We start from the raw sequence: 24474 nt of genomic DNA on the forward strand, positions 1-24474 counted from the left end.
TATCTATACCAACATAAAATTAGTGATAAAAAAGGCTTACCATGAAGGTAAGCCATTCTATTAGTTCATATTATCTATCTGCTTTTTAATATTCAAAATTTTATCAGCGTAGTTAGGGTCTGTCGCATAACCTGCCTCATGAATAGCATGAATAAATTGCTCTGAGCCTGCCGAGTCGTTTAGTGCTGTTTCATAGCGTGGATTGGCATTTAAGAACTGAACATAATCATTGAAACTCTCTTGGAACGAGCCATAAGAACGAAATGCTGCTGTCTCTTTAACTGGCGTGTTATCGTAAAATTCTAAGGTTTGGGTCGCGACTTTATCCCCGCGCCAACTTCTATCCGCTTTAATATTAAATAAGTTATTTGTTTGCTGTTGCGAGTTCTTAACTATCTTACTGCCCCAACCTGTCTCTAATGCCGCTTGTGCAAGTAACAGTGAGGGATCAACGCCTAACGCTTGTGCGGCTTTATTTGCATAAGGTCTCATCGATTGCACAAAGCTTTGCGGTGAGTCGAAGGTCACTGGGACTGCTGCTTGGTGGCTTTTCGATGCAGCAGGACCTTCTAAGGTTGTGTTTGCGACATCTAAAGATTTGCGATGTTCTGCTTTTGAGTCCAATAAGCGATTTTGCGCTTCACGCGCTTTTTCTTCATTAACAGGAACTTTCAGTGATGTATTAAATGCTTCATTACGTAACGTTACTTCACTCTCATCACTGCCTTGACCAGCGGTTAACTGAGCAACAATCATATCAGCGAGGCCTAAAGAGCCTGAAGCACTTAGCTCACTCGACATTTGTTCATCAAGCATTTGGCGATAAAACTGCTCATTTTGACTATCAAACATATCGGACTTAAACGCAGTGTTAGCATCACGCATCGATTTAAATAGCATATTAGTAAAAATCGATTCAAACTGTTTTGCTGCAGCAGTTAGTGCTTGTTTTTCATCTTCACTTTCACCACTAACGGCCTGCTGACGTAGTTTATCTAAGCTCGATATATCGTGTATAAAACCTAGGTCTGTTGAGTTATTTATCATAATGCTAACTTCCGTTAAATGACGATCAACTGGCCTTCGATTGCGCCAGCTTGTTTCAGTGCTTGTAAAATAGCCATAAGATCAGAAGGTGCAGCACCCACTTCATTAACAGCACGAACAAGATCATCTAACGTTAATCCTGGCTCAAACTTAAACATCTTCCCTTCTTGCTCTGTAATACTAATATCAGAGTCAGGAACAACAACGGTTTGACCACCAGCAAATGGATCTGGTTGGCTAACGCTCAAGTTCTCTTTAATCGCAACGGTCATACCACCATGTGTTACTGCAGCCGCTCTTAAACGCACATGCTTACCAACAACAATCGTGCCCGTTCTTGAGTTAACAATTATTTTTGCCGCACCATCAGCTGGATTAAATTCGACATTTTCGACTGCAGATAAGAAAGCAACACGCTGACTTATTTCTCGAGGTGCTCGAACACGTACAGAAGTGGCATCAATAGCCGAGGCCATTTGCGGACCAAGGAAGTTATTTACAGCATCAGCCATACGCTGTGCAGTCGTAAAATCAGATTGGATCAAGTTGAAAGTAATATAGTCGCCACGTCCAAATGGGCTCGGGATTTCTCGCTCTACCATAGCGCCACTTGAAATTAAGCCAACGGTTGGGTTATTACCGACAATTTTAGAGCCATCAGCACCTTCAGCACTGAAGCCACTCACCACTAGATTACCTTGAGCGATAGCGTACACTTCGCCATCTAAACCTTTTAGGGAAGTTTGAATTAATGTACCACCACGCAGGCTTTTTGCCGAACCGATTGAAGAGACGGTAACATCCACTTGCTGACCTTGTTTACTAAAGGCTGGAAGCTCTGCCGTTACCATGACAGCGGCAACATTTTTGGTTCTTGGCTTCGTACCAGGTGGCAATTGAATGCCGAAGTTTTGCAGCATGGCATTGAAGCTTTGATCAGTAAATGGTGTCGACTCACCAGTGCCCGGAAGACCTGTCACAAGACCATAACCGATAAGTTGGTTACTACGTACTCCTGCAACTTTAGCGACATCTTTTATACGTGCTGCTTGTACACTGTTCGCGAGGAACATCATACTTAAAAATAAAAGAGTCAGCTTTTTCATGGTTATTGCCTTATCATTGCACTGTAAAAACGTAATTAATTTAGTAAGCCGCTAATTGTTTTGTTGCCGCTTTACAAAGATACATTAAAGAATCGTGCCAAGAATCCTGGCTCTTGCATATCTTGCTGCACGCCGGTTCCTGAATATTGAATTCGTGCATTCGAAACTCGGTTTGATGCAATGGTATTATCAAAATCAATATCATCAGGTCGAATCGTACCGCTTAAACGTACGTACTCATCACCAGTATTCAGGGTTAGCCATTTTTCACCGCGTATAATCAAGTTACCATTGGCTAGTACTTCAATAACTTCCACGGTAATCGAGCCGCTAAGACTGTTACTTTGGTTAGCCGATGAGTCACCTTTAAACGAGTTGTCATTTTTCAAACCATAAGAAAAGTTATATCTATCAATCGTTAACTCTTGACCACCAACCATTAAAGGATCCATGCTTGAATCGTTCTTTTTTGATAAATCAGCATTAGCACTTTTTGCCGCTTTAGTCTTTTCATCCAGCGTAACCGTGATAATGTCACCAATGCCTCGCGGTTTGTAATCGTTATAAAGGCTATTCATATGATCGGCATTAAACAACGAACCAGTTGCTGCTGCATAATGCTCTGGTTTTTGCTGAGGATGAATCGGCGCCCATGCTGGATCGCCCTGCACAGGATCATTACGACCACGTAAAGTATCGATAATGCCTGAACTCTCATCTTGGGAGCGATCACCTTCAACGGCATCAACGACTGTCGTTACTTGCTCAATATCATTTTCAATTGGCGGTGTTAATGCAACACAACCGGATAGTAAAAAGAGCAAAATAAAACTGAACAAATATCTCATGCTAGAACCTTGTAATAAAACCTTAAACAGAAAAGTACTTATAGCTGTTGATTGACAAAGCTCATCATATTATCAACGGCAGAAATTACTTTAGAGTTCATTTCATAAACACGTTGTGCTTCGATCATGTTAACCAATTCTTCGGTCACATTAACATTTGATGTTTCTAGCATCGATTGACGCAGTTGACCAAGACCATCTAGACCAGGAATACCTTCTTGCGGATCCCCACTCGCTCCGGTTGGTAAGTACAAGTTTTGCCCAATAGGTTCAAGACCACCAGGGTTAACAAAATCAGTTACCGTTATCTGCCCAACCACGACATTATCTTGTTCACCACGCATGCGAACGGAAACTTCACCATCGGTGCCAACAGTCACTGAGATAGCTTCATCTGGGATAGCAATTTCAGGCTCGAGTGGATAACCTGAACCCGATGTTACTATGGTACCTTCGCCATTTAGAGTAAATTGACCATTACGCGAATAACCAATATTGCCATCAGGCATCATAATTTGGAAAAAACCATCGCCTTCTACCATCATATCTAAGCTATTAGATGTGGTTTGAGCGTTACCATGCGTATGCACTTTTTGAGTGGCAACAACTTTTGAACCGGCACCAAGCATTAAGCCACTCGGTAGTTCTGTATTTTGTGATGATTGACCACCCGGTTGGTTGATATTTTGATAAAAAAGATCTTCGAATACCGCACGACTTTTTTTATAACCAATGGTTGAAGCATTGGCTAAGTTATTAGAAATTGTCGAAATATTAGTTTGTTGTGCGTCTAAACCTGTCTTACTTACCCATAGTGCTGGATGCATGATTACCTCCTTAAAAAATCTATTAGCTCATACGTAATAATGAATCGGACGATCTGTCCATTTCTTCAGCCGTACTCATCATTTTTACTTGCATTTCAAATTGGCGTTGAAGATCAATTAAGCTAGTCATTTCCCCAACCGCATTAACGTTACTTCCCTCTATTGCGCCCGTTTGAACTTGCACATTAGCGTCGGCTTCATAAGGTGTATTGGGTGTTTTGGAACGAAATAAACCATTAGTATCTTTAAATAACGTTTGATTATTAGTACGAGTAAGCTTGATACGATCAATCACTTCCATGGCATTCGCTGGTGCCCCTTGAGGAAGTACCGAAATCGTACCGTCACGACCAATTTCAACTTTGCTTAATGGAATAGGCAATGTGATTGGAGCGTCATTATTACCTAGTACTAAATGGCCACTGGCATTCATTAACATGCCATTTGGATCAATATTAAGGTTACCATTTCTTGTTAGGCCTTCTTGACCGGTTTGATCAAGAACGGCAAGCCAACCATCACCCTCTATGGTGATATCTAAATCACGTCCAGTGGTAATCACGCTGCCTTGAGCAAAGTTTTGACCTGGGCGCTCTGTCATACTGAATACACGAGTCGGTAAACCATCACCATATGCTTGCATCGATCGAGCTTGTGCTAAATCGGCACGAAAACCTGTCGTACTTACGTTTGCTAAGTTATTTGATCTTAACTGTAATGCTTGCATATTTTGCTTGGCGCCACTCATGGCTAGAAACAATGCGCGATCCATATTTTGCTCCAAAAATCATCATTCAGATTTAAATAAGCAAAATATATGCCACAAGGGTAATATCTTTATTTTTCAGAAGGATACAATTTAATCAATTGCTATCATAGAAAGGAAGTAAATAGTTTCGTTGCCACAAGAAGGCAACCGGCAATGAGGGTGGCAAAAAGTGTCACGATCAATAATCGCGACACTTTCACGCTATGAACAACTAGCGGATTTGTAAAATATTCTGTTGTAGTTGGTTATGTACTTCTAATGAACGAGAGTTAGCTTGGAAGTTACGTTGAGCTGAAATCAAATCAACGAGCTCTTGGGTCATATCGATATTCGATTGCTCTAGAGCACCATTACTGATCGTACCAAAAGAACCTTTATTCGATTCACCCCAAATTTTAGCGCCTGAGTACTGAGTCGAGTCCCATTGAGTACCGCCTTTTTTGTCTAGCCCTTGCTCATTGGGAACACGAACTAAACCAACACGCCCTAATGTCACGTTTTGCCCATTAGAGTAAGTACCTAACACGCTACCATGCTCATCAAAGTCAATTTTAGTTAAGAAGCCAGTAGTCGCACCATCTTCATTAAATTTTGTCAGTTCAAAAGGCGCGGCAAACTGAGTCGCCGAATTTAAATCCATCTTCAACGTTTGCGTAGCGTCAGCACCGTTCATCTCTAGTGGTGGTGTCGCTTGGTCAAAGGCTACACTATTGATCGGTAAACCGTTATTTAGACTTGCTAGCGTACCATCATTGTTGAACTTCATCGTATGACCAACATGACCCGAACCAGCTATCGCATCGCCACCATCAATATTAACGGCTTTTTCCCCTTCAGAGTCAGTCACCGTGTAGTACGATTGCCACGTATTCTGATCACCTTGATCTTTAAGGTAGTAAGTCGTTAATTTATAAGATTGACCCATTGAGTCATAAATCGTTGATGACGTCGAACGGTTGTACGAATCTGAATCATTAAAATCGAACTGGAGAGGATCTTTTAGCTCTGCATTTGCAGGTAAGTTAACCCCGATTTCTATATTCTCTGTTTGTTTTGGCTTACCAAACTCAGCTGGAATATTAAGCGGTTTTGGTTCGTAAGAAGTCACTTCACCTGTATCAGCATTCACATCGTAACCGAGAACAAATTGTTCATTAGAGGTCACCATGTAATTATCTTTGTTTAAATGAAAAGCACCATTACGTGTTAGCTCGTTTTGCTCAGGAGCTAGGCGGTCTTTCGCAACAGCAAAAAAACCAGTACCACTTACTCGTAGGTCCATTGGGTTGCTCGTATAAATATTAGAGCCTTCATGGAACTGTTGAGCAACCTTATTCGCCTGTGCACCGCCACCTGGGGTCGTTTTAGCGTTGGTGAATAAAGAACTCGAATAAACATCGCCAAATTCTGCGCGCGACTCTTTAAAACCAAAGGTATTCGCATTGGCAATGTTATTACTGGTTGTGTTTAGATCTAACTGAGCGGCCGATAAACCACTTAATGCAACATGTGACATACTTAAAACTCCTAATCTAGCTTACCGACTCTTACGCCTGACCAACTTCGAGTACTTCTGCAAGTCGAACTGGGGATTCAAAACCAGCAAGATTGAGGAGTACATTGCCATCCCCTTTACCAAGCAATACGCTATTTACATTGGCGTAAGTTGATACCGGAAATTCTGTATTATCACCATCTAAAAGGCCTGAGGCTTTAATGTTATATTTACCAGCAGGTAGAGGGTTACCACTTTCGTCATTACCATCCCAGTCAACGCGTGTATCACCCGCTGGCTGAGCACCAACATTAAAGGTACGAATAAGTTGACCGACTTCATTTTCAACACGCACTAGGACTTGATCCATCGCTTGTGGAAGTTTTACCATCGCACCCATGCCTTGTTCATCGGCTTTTAATCCAGCAGCACCTGGAACTAACACATCACGGCCAACTAGCGAAGAAGCTTGCAGTGCTTGGTTAGAGGTCATAGATGAGTTCAAGTTTTCAAACTGTGAATTCATTTTGCCAATACCATCTACCGTTGCAAATGAAGCCATTTGAGCAATCATTTGATCGTTACCCACGGGTTTAAATGGATCTTGCTGTGCTAATTGCTTGGTCAATAAAGACAAGAAATCTTCTTGCTTTAAATCTTGCTTACCCGTTGACTCATCAGCTTTCTTTTCACCTTGTAGCCTTTTAAGCTGATCAGCGTAAGATAAGCCACCTTGATTAATATTATTTATTCCAGCCATACGCTACCCCTAGAACCTTATTGACCCATCTGCAGCGTACGTAGCAGCATTTGCTTACTCGAATCTGCTACCTGTACGTTGGTTTGATATGCACGTGACGCAGAGATCATATTTGCCATCTCTTCCATCACATTCACATTCGGCTTATAAATATACCCTTCATCATTAGCTAATGGATGATCTGGGTTATATTCAGCATTCAATGGTTTATTGCTTTCAACAATACCTAAGACTTTTACCGGTACGTTATGATCTTTGTTATAACGCGCCTTACTTAATTCTGCACCAAATACGGCATGGCGAGCTTTATATGTGTCTTTCGCTGAGCTACTGACACTGTCGGCATTCGCTAAGTTACTAGAAGTGGTATTTAGACGAATAGATTCCGCGCTCATTGCTGAACCCGTCACATTGAATACGTTAAATAAACTCATCTAGTTACTCTCCTTTAATTGCTTTTGTTAAGTTTTTAAACTTGCCACCTAAGAAATCTAAAGAGGCCTGGTGTCTAATTTGGTTTTGCATGAAAATGTTACGCTCTAAATCAACATCAACGGTGTTACCATCCCCAGTATCCGGTTGAGTTGGAATGCGATACATCTGCTCACCAACGACAACACTAGAGGCAGGAATATGCCGTCCATTAGTCCGATTAAGGCCAATGCTTGCCCCTGAGCTTGCCGCTTGTAATGCTTTATTGAAATCCATGCCCTTTGCTTTATAGCCTGGCGTGTTCGCTTGAGCTATGTTTGAGGATACAACCTCAGCATTTCGCTCGCGTACACCGACAGTATGTTGGTGTATTCCAAGTGCTTTATCAAAAGAAATAGCCATGTTTACCTCAACTATAAAACACCGATAATCAAATCAGCATGAATTCATCTATATAAACACTAGCAATATACATACCAGTTTTTAATTAGGTAACAATAAGCGAAAAAAAACCCAGAACAAAGGCTGGGTTAGTATAAAAGTATTGACTGTTTTTACTTCAGTTTATAAATAATACCAGGATTACAACGCACCATATCAAAACGATCGGTTAAACCTGTCAGTGACTCTGAAGCGCCTAACAACAAGTAACCTCCAGGTGTTAAACTATTCGCCATTTGATTCAAAATCCTACTCTTCATTTCTGGAGAAAAATAGATCAATACATTGCGACAAAAAATAATGTCAAACTTACCTAATAAAGCATAACTATCCAACAAATTTTGTGGGCGAAAACTCACTAGCCGTTGGACATTATCTTTTACCTTCATTTTATCATCTGGCGCATTTTCAAAAAAGAATCGACGACGCTCAGGTGACAGTCCTCTACCAAGAGCAAGCTGGTCATAAACACCGGCTCGACACATATCAAGCATGCTTGGTGATATATCGGTACCAACAATTGAGACATTCGGTATTAAACCAGGTTTACGCGCTTGGGTTTCTAAAACGGTCATCGCCATAGAGTAAGCCTCTTGACCTGACGAGCTTGCAGCAGACCAAATTTTTAAAGGTCGCTTATTTTTCTCAGCTAATTCTGGTAATAACTTATCTGCTAATACCGTAAAAGGATAATTATCTCTAAACCACAATGTCTCGTTGGTTGTCATTGCATCCACTGCAGCAACTTGTAACTCTCGATTATGCCCAGTAACCACTTCTTTTAGTAAATCGGCTAATGTAATGAATTTAAAAGCTGTAACCAATGGGCTTAATCGACTGCGAACTAAATATTGCTTACTATCACCAAGAACAATGCCACATCGAGCCTCTAAAAATCGACTGAAGTCTCGATACTGTTGTTCATTGATTGTTATTGCTGTCATGGATATCTCTTTTATTCTTTCGTCACTGCTACTTTAACAGCAGAACCGAGCTCATCAGGATTAAATTTAGCAATAAACTCATTAGCACCAACTCGTTCAACCATTGCTTGGTTAAAAACCCCACTCAATGAGGTGTGCAAAATAACATGTAAATCTTTTAATTGAGGATGACGGCGAATTTCTGCCGTTAAAGTGTAGCCATCCATTTCTGGCATTTCTATATCCGAAATAACTAAAGAAATCTGCTCATAAATACTGCCTTCTTTAGCCATTTCTATCAGTGTATTATAGGCTTCTTTGCCATCTTTCACAGCAATTGCCTCAAAACCTATCGATGTGATTGCTCGCTGTACTTGCTTACGTGCTACCGTCGAATCATCGGCAATTAAAATACGACGAACTATTGGATTTTTCTCTTCTGCTTTCGTGATATCTTCAGCAATTGAGCTATCCATAGTTTCATCACTTGGTGCTAATTCCATCAATACTTTTTCAACATCAAGAATTTCTACCATTTCATCATCAATATGGGTAACAGCCGTTAAGTAGTTTGCTTTACCTGCACCTGAAGGCGGCGGTAAAATTGCTTCCCAATGCATATTAATGATTCGTTCGACAGAGCTGACTAAGAAGCCTTGAATGGTACGATTAAATTCAGAAATTACCACAAAGCATTTATCTACATCAGTTGTTGGTCGACCACCAATAGCTAGACTCAGGTCAATAACAGAGATCGTTTGCCCGCGAATGTGTGCTAAGCCTTTAACTAAAGGGTGCATATTGGGCATTGATGTTAATTTCGGGCACTGGAGGACTTCCTTCACTTTAAACACGTTAATACCATAACGCTGACGACCCATTAGCCGAAATGTGAGTAGCTCTAATCGATTTTGTCCCACAAGTTGCGTTCTTTGATTCACTGAATCAAGGATCCCCGTCATAAGTTGCTCTCCATTTAAAACAATTAATGCAAAAAGTGATAGTCTACTACAGGCGACTTAACACTAGAGACAAACAATGACACATCCATCAACTGGTTTACATCGATTTTTTCTCAATTCGTGCTGGGCGTTCCATAGAAGTATTACATACTCTATCGGTATTCTACTCGTTTTGTTTAGCTTTTTCTCATATAGCGCAACACCAGAGCAAATAGCTCAAATCCAAACGGCAGCGGAGCAGTATGTTATTGACCATTTAGAGCCTCCACGTGGTGGGCAACTCTCCGCACGAGCAGCCAGTATCGATACTCGGGTAAAGGCTTCTGATTGCCCAGATACGTTAGAAACCAGTTCATCGAACATTGGATCATCAAGCTCTAATGTCACCGTTCTGGTTCAATGCCAAGCTGATAATTGGCGTATGTACGTACCTGTACGAGTGTCCACTGCGATGCCTTTGATTACAGCAACAAGAAATTTAGCCCGTGGTGAATTAATAGATCAAGCAGACATTGCAATTGAAATGATTGATTTACATAGATTTAGACGTCAAGGATTTACTGACAGTTCACATGTAGTTGGCGCTAAAGTAAAAAGGAACATTCGCCCTGGAAATGCCATTGAAAGAAATGACATTTGTATTGTATGCCGTAATGAAAAAGTCGTGATACAAGCAGTAAAAGGCACAATGACGATAACGACTCGTGGTACGGCGCTATCTGACGGTTCAGCAGGCGATCAAGTTAGAGTGAAAAATGACAAATCTCAGCGTATAATTGAAGGGCAAGTGACTGGAATTGGTCAAATAACGATTCAACTTTAAATAAAAAAATTCAAAAAAGATTAAAGTTTTAGCCACTAAAGTCGATAATAGTAATACTGACACCACACTGATGAAATAAGGCTCTCATATGGCAAACATTGATCAACTTCGTTCAGCACAAGCGCAAGCCTATGCAACGAACAATCGCACACAAGGGCGAAATCAAGCAGCAGAGACAACAACATCTCAGAATGCAGCAAAGCCAGCAGCAAATACTCAGGATGCGGTTTCGATCAGCTCCCAAAGTAAAGCAATGGGCCAACTGCAACAAAATATGGCTAATGAGCCAAGTTTTGACAGCGCTAAAGTTGCAGCAATTAAAGAAGCAATAGCAAATGGCTCTTATACTGTTGATGCAGAAAAACTTGCGGGCAATATTATGCGATTTGAACAAGAACTGTCTGGCTTATAATTACTAGCCACCACAATAAAAGGTATAAATAGATATGGCTGTACTGAAGGATCTTGTCGACTTTCAATTACAGAGTGCTCAGCAGTTGTCTGAGCTATTAGTGGATGAAAAAAAGGCCATTACTCGCCGTATCTCCAGTGAAATTGAGCAGCTAGCCAAACAAAAGGTCACTTTGATTACTCAATTAAAACAGACCGATCAACGTATATCTGCGCATCCTCACCTTACACAACTCACCAACGATGAAAACTTAAAGCTATCTGTTGAGCGTATCCAGTCTATTATCCATGACTGCCAGCAAGCGAATATGATTAATGGTCAAGCTTTGGCTAGAGCTCAGCTAAGTTTTAACAAGCTTAATAATTTAATGCAGCAAAGTCATGGAAAGATAGGCATGACTTATAATGCAGGCGGCCAGACTCATACAATTTCAACGTTAGGCACCAACTTAAAAGCGTAACGTTTCCTTGTATTTACGCTTATCTAGTTAAATCTTAAAATAGTGTTTGTTGACGCTTTTCTGGAATAGTTTGCACTTCACCATATGACTTTAATCGATCCATTTTCTGGATATCAAGCTGTAATTCGGTTACGTAACTATCCCCTACAGGATAACTTCTTAGAACTTCAGCACCACGTATAACACCATCAACCGCCCCTGTTGTCGACTCAACACCCAGACGTTGATCGCTAAGCTGAGCGTGACCACTTATGCGCAGCCCATAAACCTGCTCTGCTAATTCACGATAGGCATCTATCTTCGACGCTCTCATTGCACGAATTCGTTGCTCTTCTTCTGTTCTACCGCTTTGCTCACTGATGGTTGCATAACCAACGGCCAATAAGTGATCTTCCGAACGTATTACTTGCAGCGGTTGGCAGCCAACAAGCATAAATACCACGATACACAAAAACAGATGTTTCATCACTAATTCCTATGGGCGTAAAATAACAGTACTTGGTTGCTTGATTGTTGGGTTAGAACGAATGATCACGCCATCCTCTGTACGTATGGTATTTAATGTATCAAGATCTCGCCCTATTCGGTCTGCAGGTAAGAAACCCTGAGCAGAAGCGACAACAATACGAGTTTGTATGCCAATCACACGCGCATTAATTAGTACGCCGCCATCTTGACGCAACATAGTACCAGTAAGTACATATTGTACTTCTTGCTTTTCAGATAACTCTTTCCAATCACGACTTAAAGCAAAGTCACCTTGGTGAGTAATTTGAATTGAACCTGTTGTTTTATAGTCGACTATCTTAAAACCTCGGCGCTGAAGTTGATAAATAAAACCTTCGGCTACAGAGTTGCCTAACCAGTTCGTTGCATCTAAATGCTGTAGATCAACAAAAGAAGTGATCGCGACTGGTGTTAACGCTGATACGCTAGTATTCGAAACCAGTAGCTCATCAGTTAAACTTTCAATAAAGAAGTCTAGTGTATGGCGAGGGCTATCAACTAACATAAAATGGCTACCTGTATAGGGTTCTTTGCCATTATAAATTGGTGAATAGGCACAAGATGTCAACAATACTATCGACATAACTATCAGCCATTTTTTCATTATGTAGCTCTCCAAATACACTTATTGATCCCCACGGCATGTCACATAAGTTAAATTTCATTGTATGTACAATTGTGGAACAGTCTTTGCTTTTCTAATTACGCCTATAAAACGGTACTAATCAAAACCCGCTTGTAAACATAAAGCAAAATTTATACCCAATTGGTAAGAAATGAATGAATAAATTATTTTCATGCTTCACATCCATCGCTTTTACTCTACTTTTTTCCTGCTCTGTGCATGCCTCTTGGTATGAGGTCACTGGAGTTGCAACCATTGTCGCTTCTGACGATGAAGCAAGAATCAACGCGTTAGAGGATGCCGTATACAAAGCGGTCAGCTTCTCAGGAGCCGATATTGGTAGCATTAGTAACTTGCGTACCTATTTAGCTGAAGATCGTAATGAATACCAATTTACCAACCATGAAGTGCGCTATATAGAAGTTGATTCTAAGAAAAAACGTGGCAACCAAATGGCTGTCACTATTCGAATTGATATTTACCCATCGGCAAATGGTTGCCACGTAAATCAATACAAAAAAACATTCCTAGTTGGTCATATTGATATCGCCTCACCACAACAAGCCGTTATGGGCCAAGTGTATAAGATTGGTGATGATTTTAGTCAAGTTCTCAACCGACAATTGAACCAAGAGTCTCACAGTTTTATCTCTGTTGGTACAACCGATTACGCACTTGATAAGCGCCAACCTGAAACGATTAAAATGATCGCTCAAGATACAGGGGCGCAGTATATCCTTTCTGGTGTAATTACCGATTTAACGGCAACCATTGAATCAAAAATATTACTTGATGATGTTATAAATCGTCAGTTTGCTCTAGAAATCCAAGTACTTGATGGTAAAACGGGTCATCAAATACACGCTCAACAATATCGTCAAGTTGCGAAATGGCCGTTTGCTAAAACCAGTCAAGTTGATACGCGAAGTGCGCGTTTTTGGGCTTCAACTTATGGCGAAATGATGCTGCGAGTAAGTCGAAACTTAATGCTTGATCTAGAATCAGAACTGTCATGTAAAATCACCTTACCCGCGGTTTCAGCCACTTATAATAATAAAGTCATGATGGATTTAGGCCGCTTACACGGTGTAAAAGAAGGTGATAAATTACAGCTTTGGCATACAGGTGCCTTTATTGATCAAAATGGTCTACCGCGCAATAAGGTCTCACAAAGCGAAATAACATTAACTGTCGCAAGAGTCTATGAGCAAGAAGCAGAGTTGCTTGTCGACCAAGCTAACTTAGCTTCTAGTATTCAAATTGGTGATGTGATGACTAAGGAATAGATATAACGGTGCTGATAGTCATGGCTGTCAGCAATAATGAGTCTATTGGGTGTAACGTATATGAATTGAATTGGCATGGAGGCCAATTTTTAGACTTGATAGCCTACTTGCTATCTTAGGCACTGTCATGTGTCTTAGCAGTTCGTAGAATAGTATTTACTGTGAGTACAGCTAAGCACGCATCAATACATCAGAATATGTGTTGTGGTGAGAGTAACTATTTTTGATCGTAAATTTTAAACAAAAAAAAGCCGACACTAAGGTCGACTTTTTCAAAGAAGAGTTAAACTTCTGATTAAAGAGCTACAACGTTTGCAGCTTGAAGACCTTTTTGGCCTTGCTCTACTTCAAAAGACACTTTTTGGCCTTCAGCAAGAGTTTTGAAACCTTCAGAAGCGATAGCACGGAAGTGAACGAATACGTCAGCACCGCCGTTGTCTTGAGTAATGAAACCGAAACCTTTCTCTTCGTTAAACCATTTTACTGAACCAGTAGTTTTTGCAGACATAGTATGTCTCCTATAAAAAATTCTTGAAAATATCGCGTTAAACGCGGAGTGTGCTAAGAATCGAATTATTTAATGACGATGAAACTAAGGAAACTAAGGAAACAAAAACGGTTTACGCAGATGTATCTAAGATTTTACTTTCACTTGATGTTACATTTAATAACCCCGAACAACAGAGCGAGGGCAATATTACAGTGTTTAAATTAAATGTATAGTCCTTTTGAAAATAAAATAAAAGAAAAAGAAGAAAACATAAAAATATCAAACACTAAAGACCAAATTAAAAACCAAGGTAATCAAGAGTTACAAGCAAAACTGCTCTGACCACAACGATTAAATTTAGAAGTCTTCATCTAAATAGTCATCAAAATACGCTTCTTCTTCTTCATCGTAAGTGTCGATATCCACTTCAGCTTTAAAGTTTTGACGCTGAATATAGATATCTCGAGTTAATACGTAAGGGTCAGGAGAGTTCTCCAACTGCGCTTCTTGAGGTATCAATAACGCTCGTTTTTCCATGCCCTCAAATGCCCACTTACCAACGCTGGACCAGAAATTAAGATACGAGAGCGGTAAATACATCCCATCAACAGTATCAGCGGCTTCACGTACAGTGACTGGACCGTAGCCAGGTAGCATTAAATAGGGTCCCATACCGACACCGTAATGACCTATCGCATCTCCGAACGCTTTATCATCTAACTTTGTAATACCTGCGGCCCCTGCTATATCAATTAAGCCAAGCAGACCAAAAGTACTGTTAATCCAAAAGCGGTTGAAGTGCGTTACCGCCTTCTCTCCATTACCCATAATCGCATTATTAATAACACTCGAAGGTTCATCTAAGTTAGCTAAGAAATTGGCAATAGCGCGTCTTAACGGCGTGGGAGTGTAGCCAACATAAGCGACGGAGACTGGTCGTACAAAATAAGGATCAAGGTAATCAGAGTTGAGATCCCACATGGCTCGGTTAAAGCCTTCAAACATGCCCTCGGAAGAATCTGGCAGGTTTTCCTCATAAACTAGGGATGTCTCTAATCTAGGCTCATCTAGAGAGGTTTGTTCAGTATCAGGGGCACTACTACACCCTAATAGAAGAATTAATGGTGTACTCATGATCGTATAGCGTAAATAAGATTTCGGCATAATCAGTTATATCATCCTTGATAAAAAAGGCTAGCAATCGCTAGCCTTCTATAATACATAGCAAATATTATGCTAAATGTATAATAGTATTAGTATTGTTGGCTAATCTCCAAACTAACTGGATGGCCAAGCTCTACTACTTCACTTTCACCATACCAATCATTATCACGAGTAGAAACACTACCATCGCTATCAATTCTCGCTTTAACAATAACAGCTTCAAGATCAGACAGCTTTTGCCCTTGAAGCATGCTGTTACCATCATCTAGTACCACCGTCCTAGGAAAGGTGCCTAGTGGGTAACGAGCTGCAGCAATTGGCATAGGTGACCCATCAGCAGGATGAACCGAGACAATTAAACTTGCATCGGCTGGTGCTTGCACCGCATCAGTAATAGAAATCGTTACCGAAACACTTTTACTTGGCGTAAAGGTATCACCCATTTTAGAGCGAGCACTTTCAATACTTCTTTGTAGCATTTCATAGCGGCTATCATCAGGCCCTATCATCTGCTGCATAATGCTCCAGTACTTTGTTGCACCCATATAATCTTGGCGCTCAAATGCATCAAAAGCGAGTAAAGAAAAAACGCGCAAATCGACATAATCTTGCTGCACTAAACGAGTTAGCATTATGCGTGCTTCATTTTGCTCACTTTCATCTTGTGATAACATTAGCGCTTGCGCATAGCCTAAAGCAACATCATCATTATCAGGCTCTAAGCGATACGCTTTTTTCATTGCATCTATCGCCGTAGTCACATCACGGTTTGCTAGACCTATGCGACCTAAAAGTAACCAACCTGTTGAATCACTAGGATTGTGGTACAAGCGCGTACGTAGCGCCAATGTCAAGTCACTCATTTCATCATCCGTTAACGAAGCCCCTTCAGGCGACATCAACTTTTGAGATAAACCTGGAAGGTTTGCATTAACTTGTTGCCACTCTGCCACCTCTTTTGAAGCACCAAACTGAGCATACATAAAGTAACTTAATACCACGACAAATACGCATGATGGTATAAACACAGCCATTGGCGATATTGACGTTTTATCGTGCATTTCTTCCTGGGGTACATCATCAAGTAGGGATTGCTTTAAATCTGCTATTAACGCTTGCTGATCTTCAACTAAGCCCTCTTCTGTTTCGACCTCAAGTTCAGATAAGCGGTCTTTATATAACGCCTTATTTAACTCATCTCGTAACTCAGCATCCTGGTTAGCTTTCTGCTTTATAAATGGGATGGCAACTAGTGCACATGTAAATAAAGTCAGTAACGCTGTCGATATCCAAAAGAACGTCATTATGATTTATCTCCGCTTTTCTGTTCATCTAATAAGGCATTAAGACGTGATTCTTTTTCTTCATTCCAATCATCATCTTGTTTAGCGTCTTCTTGCTGGGATTTACCTCTTCGACTGCGTAAAATGATCAATGAAAAACCAAAGACAATCACACCAATAGGGCCAAACCATAAAATAGCGGTTGCTGGCGTCAAAGGTGGATTATAAGTAACAAAGTTGCCATAGCGTGCAATCATATAATCAATGATCTCACTCTTAGACTTTCCTTCCTTTGTCATTTCATACACTTTTTGACGCAGATCTTGAGCGAGTTCAGCATTAGAATCGCCAATGGTATTATTTTGACACTTAGGGCAGCGAAGCGTCTTGTTCAATTCTTGAAATTGAAGCTCCTGCTCAGTGTTATCAAAAGTATGTATTTCAATTGCTGCATGAGTAGCCAAAGAAAACGCACTACAACATAAAAGAGCCAATAACCACTTTTTCATCAGTTTGCCTCTGCTAATAATTGGTCATACATAGGTTTTAACGTCTGCTCCCAGTTGCGCTCATTAACATCACCGACATGTCGGTAACGAATGATGCCATCTTTATCAATTAAAAATGTCTCTGGTGCGCCATAAACGCCCATGTCTAAGCCCAGCATGCCATTGCCATCATAAAAGGTATGCAGATAAGGGTTACCAAGTTCCTCTAACCACTTGATCGCTTTAGCACGGTCATCTTTATAGTTGAGGCCCATAATTTTAACGCCATTCTCTTTCAGTTCATTTAGGTAATGATGCTCTGCATAACATGTTGGACACCATGTCGCCCACACATTAAACAGCATCGGCTCACCTTTAAAAACCGATTGATCATAGATTTTATCTGCTTGATTCAAATCTTCTAAGCGAAAACTCGGCACTTCTTTGCCAATCAGGACAGACTCAAGCTTAGTTGGATCATCGCCGCCTTGGTTGAGCTTTAATTGCTTAGCAAAAAATAGCGCCAATAAAATAAAAAGGATAAATGGAATAAATAAAGTTTTCTTCATCATTTATGCTTCCTGTTCTTTACGACGAAAACGATAGCGTTTATCGCTGATAGCAATTGCACCACCTAGTGCCATAAAGAGCGAACCAGCCCAAATCCAACGAACAAAAGGCTTGTAATAGATACGTACCGCCCATGAGTGGTTATCATCTAAACGCTCACCCATCGCAATATATAAATCACGTGTAAAGCCACGATCGATCGCTGCTTCGGTCATCATTGATCTTGCTGTGGTATAAAAACGTTTTTCTGCATGCAGAGTATTCACATATTTACCATCTCGAGTGATCTCAAAATCGGCAATATAACCATCGTAGTTTGGTCCATCTTTATCTCTTACACCCGAGAAATAAAAATCATAGCCTTGTAACTGGAAGTACTCACCTGGCGCTAAGCGAACATCTCTCTCGATATCGTAGTTTTGCACCATAGTGATACCAATAACCGTGACTGCTAAACCAATATGAGCAAACATCATCGCCCAATGACTACGCTGTAATTTGGTAATACCTTGCATGAATGGATAACGATGAGTTGCACGAACATAAAGCTCATAGCTATGCATCAAAATAATCCACAATGCCATTACCCATCCCATGAAAGCCAAACCAGTAAAGCGATCGGCTAAAAGAATCACAAAAGCATAAGCTAAAACTAAAGAGGCGATACCTGAAACAAGCATAGGCTTAATCAGCGACGATAAACTGTCACGCTTCCAACGCACTAAAGGTCCTATGCCCAAAATAAAGGAAAAAGGGATCATCAACCATGAAAACAGCATATTAAAGAACGGTTCACCAATCGAAACAGACCCTAACCCAATCTGCTTATGCACTAACGGTAAAAGTGTGCCAACCAGCACAATCATTAAAGCGGCCATGAGTAGGATATTATTCGATAACAGTGCGTTCTCTCGTGAAAATAACGAAAAGTTACCTCGCACTCGGACTGCGGCGCCTTTAAATGCAAACAGAAGTAAAGAGCCACCGATAACAAAGACTAAGAAGCCTAAAATAAACATGCCACGAGCAGGATCAGAAGCAAAAGCATGCACTGACACAAGCACGCCAGAACGCACTAAGAAAGTACCTAAAAGGCTTAACGAAAATGCAGAGATGGCCAGTAATACTGTCCACGCCTTAAAAGTGCCACGTTTTTCCGTCACAGCTAATGAGTGCATCAAAGCCGTACCAGCAAGCCAAGGCATGAAAGACGCATTTTCTACCGGATCCCAGAACCACCAGCCACCCCAGCCAAGTTCATAATATGCCCACCATGAACCCAGAGCGATACCAACGGTTAAGAAAGACCAAGCAGCAATAGTCCAAGGACGTGACCAACGCGCCCAAGCGGTATCTAAACGCCCAGCAAGTAAAGAGGCGATAGCAAATGAGAACGCTACAGAAAAACCAACATAGCCCATATAAAGCATTGGTGGGTGAACGATCAAACCAGGATCTTGTAAAAGTGGGTTTAAATCTCGTCCATCAATAGGGAAAAAAGGCAATGTGCGGGTAAAAGGGTTTGAAGTCAAAATCACAAACAGTAAGAACCCGACTGTGATTAAGCCCATAATAGCAAGCACTCGCGCGACAGACTCTTGAGGCATACCACGACTAAAGCTTGCTACAGCAACAGTCCAACCCGCTTGAATTAAAACCCATAATAGTAATGACCCTTCATGTCCACCCCATACAGCAGTAATACGGTAGTACCAAGGGAGTAAGCTATTTGAATTATTTGCCACATACTCCACGGTAAAGTCATTAACGTAAAATGACCAACATAAAATCACAAAAGAGATAAACAGCAGTAAAAACATTCCCCAAGACAAAGGCCTTGCGGTATTCATTAGCATTGTATTATTGCGTGACGCACCGTAAAGCGGTAACGCACTTAATAAAATAGCCAGCCCTAAAGAAAGAATTAGAGCAAAATGACCTATTTCAGCAATCATTAATTACTTCCTTTTGTCTGTTCTGTTGAATATTGCAAAGGCTCATGGGTTTTTTCCATCGCTTTTGCAACTTCAGATGGCATATACTCTTCATCGTGCTTGGCAAGTACTTCAAAGGCCTGAATGGTTCGCTCATCGATAAGTTCACCCTGCGCGACAATACCTTGCCCTTCGCGGAATAAATCCGGCAAAATACCATCATATAAAATAGTCACTTTTGGGCCGATATCGGCAAGATCAAAGCTAACCTGCAAAGATTGCTGATCGCGTTTAACGCTGCCTTCGACAACCATGCCACCAATTCGAAGTCGCTGCCCAACGTGGGGCTTTGAACCATCTGGCTTACCGTTTACCAATTCCGTTGGGGTGTAGAACAAGTCCATATTTTGATTTAGAGCATAAAGCAGTAAACCTACAGTCGCACTGATACCAATAAAAATGGCAAGGATAATACCCAGCCTTTTTTTACGTCTTGGTGTCATAGTGTGTTCTCCATTTTTTTAGCGGCATCAATACGTGCCTGACGATCAATTTTTGCTTGAACTTCAATGAGTAGCGACTTGCTATCACGTAGACTTGAAGCGAGTAGTATCAACATCGATAAGAAAGTAATACCAAACGCACCCCATACATACGTGGCATAGCCACCCATAGCCCAAAAATCAGTTAAAGATTCAAAATACATAGTCGATTACCTGTCTACTGTTCACTTTCAGTCTGACGATTATTCATCGTTGCAGCTAATTTCTGCACCCAAGGACGGTGACTCTCTTTTCTGATAATTTCATTACGAAAACGAATCATAGTGACTGCAGCAAAGAAAAAGCCAAAACCCACCATATTTAATAATAATGGCCATAGCATATCGCTAGACATAGAGGGCTTATCAAATTTGGTAATGGTTGCACCTTGATGCAGGGTGTTCCACCATTCAACAGAAAAATGAATAATAGGCAAATTAATCACACCTACAATCGCCAAGATACCCGCTGCTTTAGCCGCGGTCTTTTGATCGTCAAATGCGTGATAAAGCGCAATCACTCCAAGATATAAAAATAATAAGATTAATTCAGAGGTTAAGCGAGCATCCCAAACCCACCAGGCTCCCCACATAGGCTTGCCCCATACCGCACCAGTTAGCAGAGCAATGAAGGTAAAGACAGCCCCAATTGGCGCCATAGCTAAAGCTGCCATATTAGAAAGTCTAACTTGCCAAACCAATCCAATAAAAGCAGCAATGGCCATCGACATATAAGCCCCCATAGACCAAATAGCAGATGGCACATGGATATAGATAATTCGAAAACTGTTACCTTGCTGATAATCTGAAGGAGCAAAAGCAAGCCCCCAAACAGTACCGACAACAAGACAGGCTAGGGCTAAAACCGAAAACCAAGGCAGTAATTGACTACTTAATTGATAAGCTTTCTCTGGTTTGGCATAAGGATGGAGCCATTTCCACATGTTGATTCTCTCTTAAACTTCAATATAAATAATGAATGCCATCAGATCGGTGTTCAATTAACACTGATACGTAATGCTGCACTGATAGCAAAAGGTGTTGCTGTAATCGCTGCCATTAACATTGCCCCTAAAATGGCAAGTTGGCCGTTATAACTCATCCCCAGCGACGCTGCATCAATCGCTGAAGTCGCAAAAATTAAAATTGGTATATATAAAGGCAAAATAAGTAGGCTTAATAACACCCCACCTTTTTGTAACCCAACCGTTAATGCTACGCCAATGGCACCAATAAAGCTTAACGTTGGCGTACCCAATAACAAGGTTAGCACGACCGAGAGCCAAGTGTTGAAATCAAGCGACAACAATACGGCTAGTAGTGGACTAATCAACAATAATGGCAAACCTGTCAGCAACCAATGAGCAATTACTTTAGAAATCACTACGATTGATAATGGCGTCGGCATCAGCATCATTTGCTCGAGAGAGCCATCTAAAAAATCTGCGCTAAACAGACGTTCTAATGAAAGTAATGCCGATAATAAAGCAGCCACCCAAATAATGCCGGCTGCAATTCGAGCGAGTAAATTAGGCTCTGGCCCGATACTCAAAGGAAATAGCGTGATCACTATAATGAAAAACCATAACGGATTAAAAATATCAGCTTGGCGTCGAAAAGCGATCAACAACTCACGGTGAACAATAGTTTGCATTGTAGTGAACATCGATCACTCCCCTAACTTAATTTTTCTAATCGTTGAGTCAGCAAACATATCTTGATGAGTGGTTAAAATAACGATCCCACCTGATTGGGCATGCTCTAAAAATAAATTTTCGAGAACTTTAACGCCCTGCTTATCAATGGCCGTCAGTGGTTCATCTAAAATCCAAAGCATCTGCCGACTTAACCAAAGGCGAGCGAGCGCTACACGACGCTGCTGACCTGCTGATAGTTGCCCAACAGGTACATCTTCTCGACCAGCTAAACCAACCTGTGTTAACGCTGCTAAAATATCGTTTTTTGAGTACGTTGGATTATGTATTGATTGGTAAAAACGTAAATTTTCAAATGCTGTTAGCTCGCGCTTTACACCCGCCTGATGACCAAGAAAGAGCAGGTCTTGATGAAACTCTTCCCGATTTGATGACACAGCAAGTCCCTTCCAGTGGATCTCACCCTCATCGCTATCGCCAAGGCCTGTTAAAATACGTAGTAATGTGGTTTTACCTGTACCATTACGGCCTTCAACTTGTACGAGTTCACCTGGCTGAATCGCAAACGAAAGAGATTCAAATAACACCCTTTCATCACGTATTGCGGTTAAATTAGATACTTCGAGCATAGTTTTAATCAATACTAAAAATTAAGAGATCTATATTAGCATACCCTTGCTAGGACAAAATAGGATAAGCGCTTTACGAGTCACTAATCTAGAGATAAATACATTCATCTTTCATCACACTTTTACCTTTTTTACCCTAAAGAGGTATAAAACTTTCATACTTTTAAATGATAGGTAATAAAAAAGAGACCGTAGTCTCTTTTTTTATTATTCTTTTCTGGCTCGAGTTGGTCGATACCTAGATCGAGCCTCATTACGCTGCGCATCAAAATGACCACTTAATGGCGGGACTGTTTCTTTTCCTGCGATCTTATTTTGTAAGGACATCATTAATTCAGCTTCTGCTTTCGGTAGCTCACACTCTTCAATAAGCTCATTTAAGCCAGCGCCTAACTGAACCATTTTCGTTGCTCGAGTATAAAGTCGACCATCATTGTCACTATTCTCAAGTTCAACAATTCGTTCAGTCAGGTGATTCATGACACCTTGTTGATCATTTATTCTTTGCCCTAAACCGACAACAACAGAGCGCACTTCGAGTAATTGCTGGTTCCCTTTTTGCCACTCTTTTTCAGCGTGACGAAGTTGCTGGCGTAGCTGTGCTTGCTGTTTTTTTAATGCACTATTAATCTTTAACATTAAAATAAAGATAATAACAACACCAAAAACAGCGCCGGACACTAGCCAAGGCATCAATGCAAATAAACTATCAACCATTAGATGTGGTCCATATCATCCCATTCGTCTTCAGTTAGTAATTTATTCAAATCGACAAGAATAAGTAACTTACCCTCACGATTGCTGACACCCTGAATAAATTTCGAACCTTCATCAGTGCCAACACTTGGTGTAGTGTCGATTTCTGAAGAGCGTAAATAAACCACTTCAGCAACACTATCTACTAAAATACCAATCACTTGACGCTCTGATTCGATAACAATGATACGCGTGTTATCGGTGATATCACCAGGCATTAGACCAAAGCGTGAACGAGTATCAATAACTGTCACAACATTACCACGAAGGTTAATGATACCTAAGACATAGTCAGGAGCACCAGGAACCGGAGCAATCTCGGTATATCTTAATACTTCGCGAACCTGCATTACATTTATGCCATAAGTTTCTTCTTCTAATTGAAAAGTCACCCATTGCAATATTTCATCATTATTGCCTTGATCTTTTCTAACTTCTACACCAAAAGCTTGAGACATATTTTTCCTCTTTATGTCGATATCGACAACAACTATTAATTTAATGCTTTTACATCTAGCCCTGAGTTAAGCATTGTAATCATGGCTTCAACATGAATTAAAGCGCACATTTTATTCGTCACCATTCCCGCTAACCAAGGCCGTTTACCCGCCTTTTCTCGCCAACGAATCTGGTGTTTTTGTACAAGTTCTGTCCCCTTAAGCTCGGAACAAGCCAAGCCCCAACGGCTTTCACCAAGCAAAACGATATATTGATAACTCTCTTGATAATCTTGATTGTCTAACTTATCTGCCATTACCCAACATGCTGTATCGACGACATCAAGTTGACCTGAGTGTGTAGTTTGTAAACCTAAATACCATTCAGGGCGACCAATTAAGTGGTTAACATCACTCAGCTGATGAATACCGCCAAGTTCATCAAGAGGTACTGCAAAAATGACACCATTGACTTCAAAGTACAGTACTTGAAACTCTTGCTCTCGAGCACTACTTTCCCAGACAGGTTCTGGTTTCGATTGCTTTGGCAATGAGACATCTAACGGTTGAGTATCGCCCACAACCTCAACACTCGATTCGGTATTATATTCATTCGTATGACTGAAATCCTCCATATTTTGACAGGCATTTTCAGTAATAGGATATATATCCCACTCTTGTAATTCATCAACCGGAGCAGCGGGAACTGTTAAGGAAACTTGACTCAGCAACCGTTCAACATCACCAAAATCGGGTTCTATTGGTTCATCAAACCATACAAGTTCTGGCTCTGGCTCTGGCTCT

General features: G+C 40.8%; 31 protein-coding genes. 4 read left to right on the forward strand and 27 right to left on the reverse strand.

The window, feature by feature from the left end:
- Positions 1 to 60 precede the first annotated feature (60 nt).
- From flgJ to BCU68_RS12275, 11 genes are all read right to left on the reverse strand, one after another.
- Positions 61 to 1047 (reverse strand): flagellar assembly peptidoglycan hydrolase FlgJ, encoded by a 987-nt coding sequence (gene flgJ / locus BCU68_RS12225; protein ID WP_102565027.1) that lies wholly within the window; start codon positions 1045 to 1047, stop codon positions 61 to 63.
- 14 nt (positions 1048 to 1061) lie between these two features.
- Positions 1062 to 2153 carry a flagellar basal body P-ring protein FlgI gene (locus BCU68_RS12230; protein WP_102565028.1) on the reverse strand — a complete coding sequence of 364 codons (1092 nt, stop codon included), beginning with the start codon at positions 2151 to 2153 and terminating at the stop codon, positions 1062 to 1064.
- A 71-nt stretch (positions 2154 to 2224) separates the two neighbouring features.
- Complete coding sequence (flgH, locus tag BCU68_RS12235) at positions 2225 to 3001, reverse strand: flagellar basal body L-ring protein FlgH (RefSeq protein ID WP_102565029.1); 777 nt, start codon at positions 2999 to 3001, stop codon at positions 2225 to 2227.
- Between the two features lie 38 nt (positions 3002 to 3039).
- Positions 3040 to 3828, reverse strand: a complete 789-nt coding sequence (flgG, locus tag BCU68_RS12240; RefSeq protein ID WP_102565030.1) for a flagellar basal-body rod protein FlgG — start codon at positions 3826 to 3828, stop codon at positions 3040 to 3042.
- A gap of 22 nt (positions 3829 to 3850) precedes the next feature.
- The gene (locus BCU68_RS12245; protein ID WP_102565031.1) at positions 3851 to 4600 is read right to left on the reverse strand and encodes a flagellar basal body rod protein FlgF; all 750 of its coding nucleotides are present in this window, start codon (positions 4598 to 4600) and stop codon (positions 3851 to 3853) included.
- A gap of 208 nt (positions 4601 to 4808) precedes the next feature.
- A complete protein-coding gene (gene flgE / locus BCU68_RS12250) occupies positions 4809 to 6113 on the reverse strand; it encodes a flagellar hook protein FlgE (RefSeq protein ID WP_102565032.1) in 1305 nt (434 codons plus the stop codon).
- Positions 6114 to 6144: 31 nt separating this feature from the next.
- On the reverse strand, positions 6145 to 6852 hold the full coding sequence (gene flgD, locus BCU68_RS12255; RefSeq protein WP_102565033.1) for a flagellar hook assembly protein FlgD: 708 nt from the start codon (positions 6850 to 6852) through the stop codon (positions 6145 to 6147).
- A gap of 17 nt (positions 6853 to 6869) precedes the next feature.
- A complete protein-coding gene (gene flgC / locus BCU68_RS12260) occupies positions 6870 to 7286 on the reverse strand; it encodes a flagellar basal body rod protein FlgC (RefSeq protein WP_102565034.1) in 417 nt (138 codons plus the stop codon).
- Positions 7287 to 7290: 4 nt separating this feature from the next.
- Positions 7291 to 7686 (reverse strand): flagellar basal body rod protein FlgB, encoded by a 396-nt coding sequence (gene flgB, locus BCU68_RS12265; RefSeq protein WP_102565035.1) that lies wholly within the window; start codon positions 7684 to 7686, stop codon positions 7291 to 7293.
- 152 nt (positions 7687 to 7838) lie between these two features.
- Positions 7839 to 8669: a protein-glutamate O-methyltransferase gene (locus tag BCU68_RS12270; protein WP_102565036.1), complete on the reverse strand. Its 831-nt coding sequence runs from the start codon at positions 8667 to 8669 to the stop codon at positions 7839 to 7841.
- A gap of 11 nt (positions 8670 to 8680) precedes the next feature.
- A complete protein-coding gene (locus tag BCU68_RS12275) occupies positions 8681 to 9610 on the reverse strand; it encodes a chemotaxis protein CheV (RefSeq protein ID WP_102565037.1) in 930 nt (309 codons plus the stop codon).
- 76 nt (positions 9611 to 9686) lie between these two features.
- Here BCU68_RS12275 and flgA point away from each other — a divergent pair, with 76 nt between their 5' ends.
- The 3 genes from flgA (at position 9687) to flgN (ending at position 11305) form a co-directional block, all read left to right on the forward strand.
- Positions 9687 to 10433 (forward strand): flagellar basal body P-ring formation chaperone FlgA, encoded by a 747-nt coding sequence (gene flgA / locus BCU68_RS12280; protein WP_102565038.1) that lies wholly within the window; start codon positions 9687 to 9689, stop codon positions 10431 to 10433.
- A gap of 88 nt (positions 10434 to 10521) precedes the next feature.
- On the forward strand, positions 10522 to 10845 hold the full coding sequence (gene flgM / locus BCU68_RS12285) for a flagellar biosynthesis anti-sigma factor FlgM (protein ID WP_102565039.1): 324 nt from the start codon (positions 10522 to 10524) through the stop codon (positions 10843 to 10845).
- A gap of 34 nt (positions 10846 to 10879) precedes the next feature.
- A complete protein-coding gene (flgN, locus tag BCU68_RS12290; protein WP_102565040.1) occupies positions 10880 to 11305 on the forward strand; it encodes a flagellar export chaperone FlgN in 426 nt (141 codons plus the stop codon).
- 34 nt (positions 11306 to 11339) lie between these two features.
- On the opposite strand, the gene BCU68_RS12295 is transcribed toward flgN, so the two are convergent.
- Both BCU68_RS12295 and BCU68_RS12300 read right to left on the reverse strand, forming a co-directional pair.
- Positions 11340 to 11771: an LPP20 family lipoprotein gene (locus BCU68_RS12295; RefSeq protein WP_102565041.1), complete on the reverse strand. Its 432-nt coding sequence runs from the start codon at positions 11769 to 11771 to the stop codon at positions 11340 to 11342.
- 9 nt (positions 11772 to 11780) lie between these two features.
- A complete protein-coding gene (locus tag BCU68_RS12300; RefSeq protein ID WP_102565042.1) occupies positions 11781 to 12416 on the reverse strand; it encodes a FlgO family outer membrane protein in 636 nt (211 codons plus the stop codon).
- Positions 12417 to 12592: 176 nt separating this feature from the next.
- Here BCU68_RS12300 and BCU68_RS12305 point away from each other — a divergent pair, with 176 nt between their 5' ends.
- Positions 12593 to 13723, forward strand: coding sequence for a flagellar assembly protein FlgT (locus tag BCU68_RS12305; protein WP_102565043.1), 1131 nt, complete (start codon positions 12593 to 12595; stop codon positions 13721 to 13723).
- Positions 13724 to 14018: 295 nt separating this feature from the next.
- On the opposite strand, the gene BCU68_RS12310 is transcribed toward BCU68_RS12305, so the two are convergent.
- The 14 genes from BCU68_RS12310 to BCU68_RS12375 all read right to left on the reverse strand — a co-directional run.
- Positions 14019 to 14231 carry a cold-shock protein gene (locus BCU68_RS12310; protein ID WP_102565044.1) on the reverse strand — a complete coding sequence of 71 codons (213 nt, stop codon included), beginning with the start codon at positions 14229 to 14231 and terminating at the stop codon, positions 14019 to 14021.
- Positions 14232 to 14570: 339 nt separating this feature from the next.
- Positions 14571 to 15377 (reverse strand): MlaA family lipoprotein, encoded by an 807-nt coding sequence (locus tag BCU68_RS12315; protein WP_241901372.1) that lies wholly within the window; start codon positions 15375 to 15377, stop codon positions 14571 to 14573.
- A gap of 89 nt (positions 15378 to 15466) precedes the next feature.
- Positions 15467 to 16681: a c-type cytochrome biogenesis protein CcmI gene (ccmI, locus tag BCU68_RS12320; RefSeq protein ID WP_102565045.1), complete on the reverse strand. Its 1215-nt coding sequence runs from the start codon at positions 16679 to 16681 to the stop codon at positions 15467 to 15469.
- Entirely contained in the window at positions 16681 to 17169 is a 489-nt protein-coding gene (locus BCU68_RS12325; RefSeq protein ID WP_102565046.1) for a cytochrome c-type biogenesis protein, read from the reverse strand. Before BCU68_RS12325 ends, ccmI begins: the two co-directional genes overlap by 1 nt.
- Positions 17169 to 17720: a DsbE family thiol:disulfide interchange protein gene (locus BCU68_RS12330; protein ID WP_102565047.1), complete on the reverse strand. Its 552-nt coding sequence runs from the start codon at positions 17718 to 17720 to the stop codon at positions 17169 to 17171. Before BCU68_RS12330 ends, BCU68_RS12325 begins: the two co-directional genes overlap by 1 nt.
- Positions 17721 to 19673 carry a heme lyase CcmF/NrfE family subunit gene (locus tag BCU68_RS12335; RefSeq protein WP_102565048.1) on the reverse strand — a complete coding sequence of 651 codons (1953 nt, stop codon included), beginning with the start codon at positions 19671 to 19673 and terminating at the stop codon, positions 17721 to 17723.
- A complete protein-coding gene (ccmE, locus tag BCU68_RS12340) occupies positions 19673 to 20155 on the reverse strand; it encodes a cytochrome c maturation protein CcmE (RefSeq protein ID WP_102565049.1) in 483 nt (160 codons plus the stop codon). Before ccmE ends, BCU68_RS12335 begins: the two co-directional genes overlap by 1 nt.
- Positions 20152 to 20358 (reverse strand): heme exporter protein CcmD, encoded by a 207-nt coding sequence (gene ccmD, locus BCU68_RS12345; protein ID WP_102565050.1) that lies wholly within the window; start codon positions 20356 to 20358, stop codon positions 20152 to 20154. Before ccmD ends, ccmE begins: the two co-directional genes overlap by 4 nt.
- Before the next feature lie 14 nt (positions 20359 to 20372).
- The gene (locus BCU68_RS12350) at positions 20373 to 21137 is read right to left on the reverse strand and encodes a heme ABC transporter permease (protein WP_102565051.1); all 765 of its coding nucleotides are present in this window, start codon (positions 21135 to 21137) and stop codon (positions 20373 to 20375) included.
- 53 nt (positions 21138 to 21190) lie between these two features.
- Positions 21191 to 21859: a heme exporter protein CcmB gene (gene ccmB / locus BCU68_RS12355; protein ID WP_102565052.1), complete on the reverse strand. Its 669-nt coding sequence runs from the start codon at positions 21857 to 21859 to the stop codon at positions 21191 to 21193.
- 3 nt (positions 21860 to 21862) lie between these two features.
- Complete coding sequence (gene ccmA, locus BCU68_RS12360) at positions 21863 to 22477, reverse strand: cytochrome c biogenesis heme-transporting ATPase CcmA (RefSeq protein WP_102565053.1); 615 nt, start codon at positions 22475 to 22477, stop codon at positions 21863 to 21865.
- A gap of 207 nt (positions 22478 to 22684) precedes the next feature.
- The gene (locus tag BCU68_RS12365; RefSeq protein ID WP_102565054.1) at positions 22685 to 23194 is read right to left on the reverse strand and encodes a DUF2802 domain-containing protein; all 510 of its coding nucleotides are present in this window, start codon (positions 23192 to 23194) and stop codon (positions 22685 to 22687) included.
- Complete coding sequence (locus tag BCU68_RS12370) at positions 23194 to 23691, reverse strand: chemotaxis protein CheW (protein ID WP_102565055.1); 498 nt, start codon at positions 23689 to 23691, stop codon at positions 23194 to 23196. Before BCU68_RS12370 ends, BCU68_RS12365 begins: the two co-directional genes overlap by 1 nt.
- Positions 23692 to 23726: 35 nt before the next feature.
- Positions 23727 to 24474, reverse strand: a 748-nt coding sequence (locus BCU68_RS12375; RefSeq protein WP_102565320.1) for a chemotaxis protein CheW, incomplete at its 5' end; no start/stop codon positions are given.

Origin of the sequence: Vibrio sp. 10N.286.49.B3, from assembly GCF_002873395.1 — a bacterium.
Lineage (GTDB): Bacteria > Pseudomonadota > Gammaproteobacteria > Enterobacterales > Vibrionaceae > Vibrio.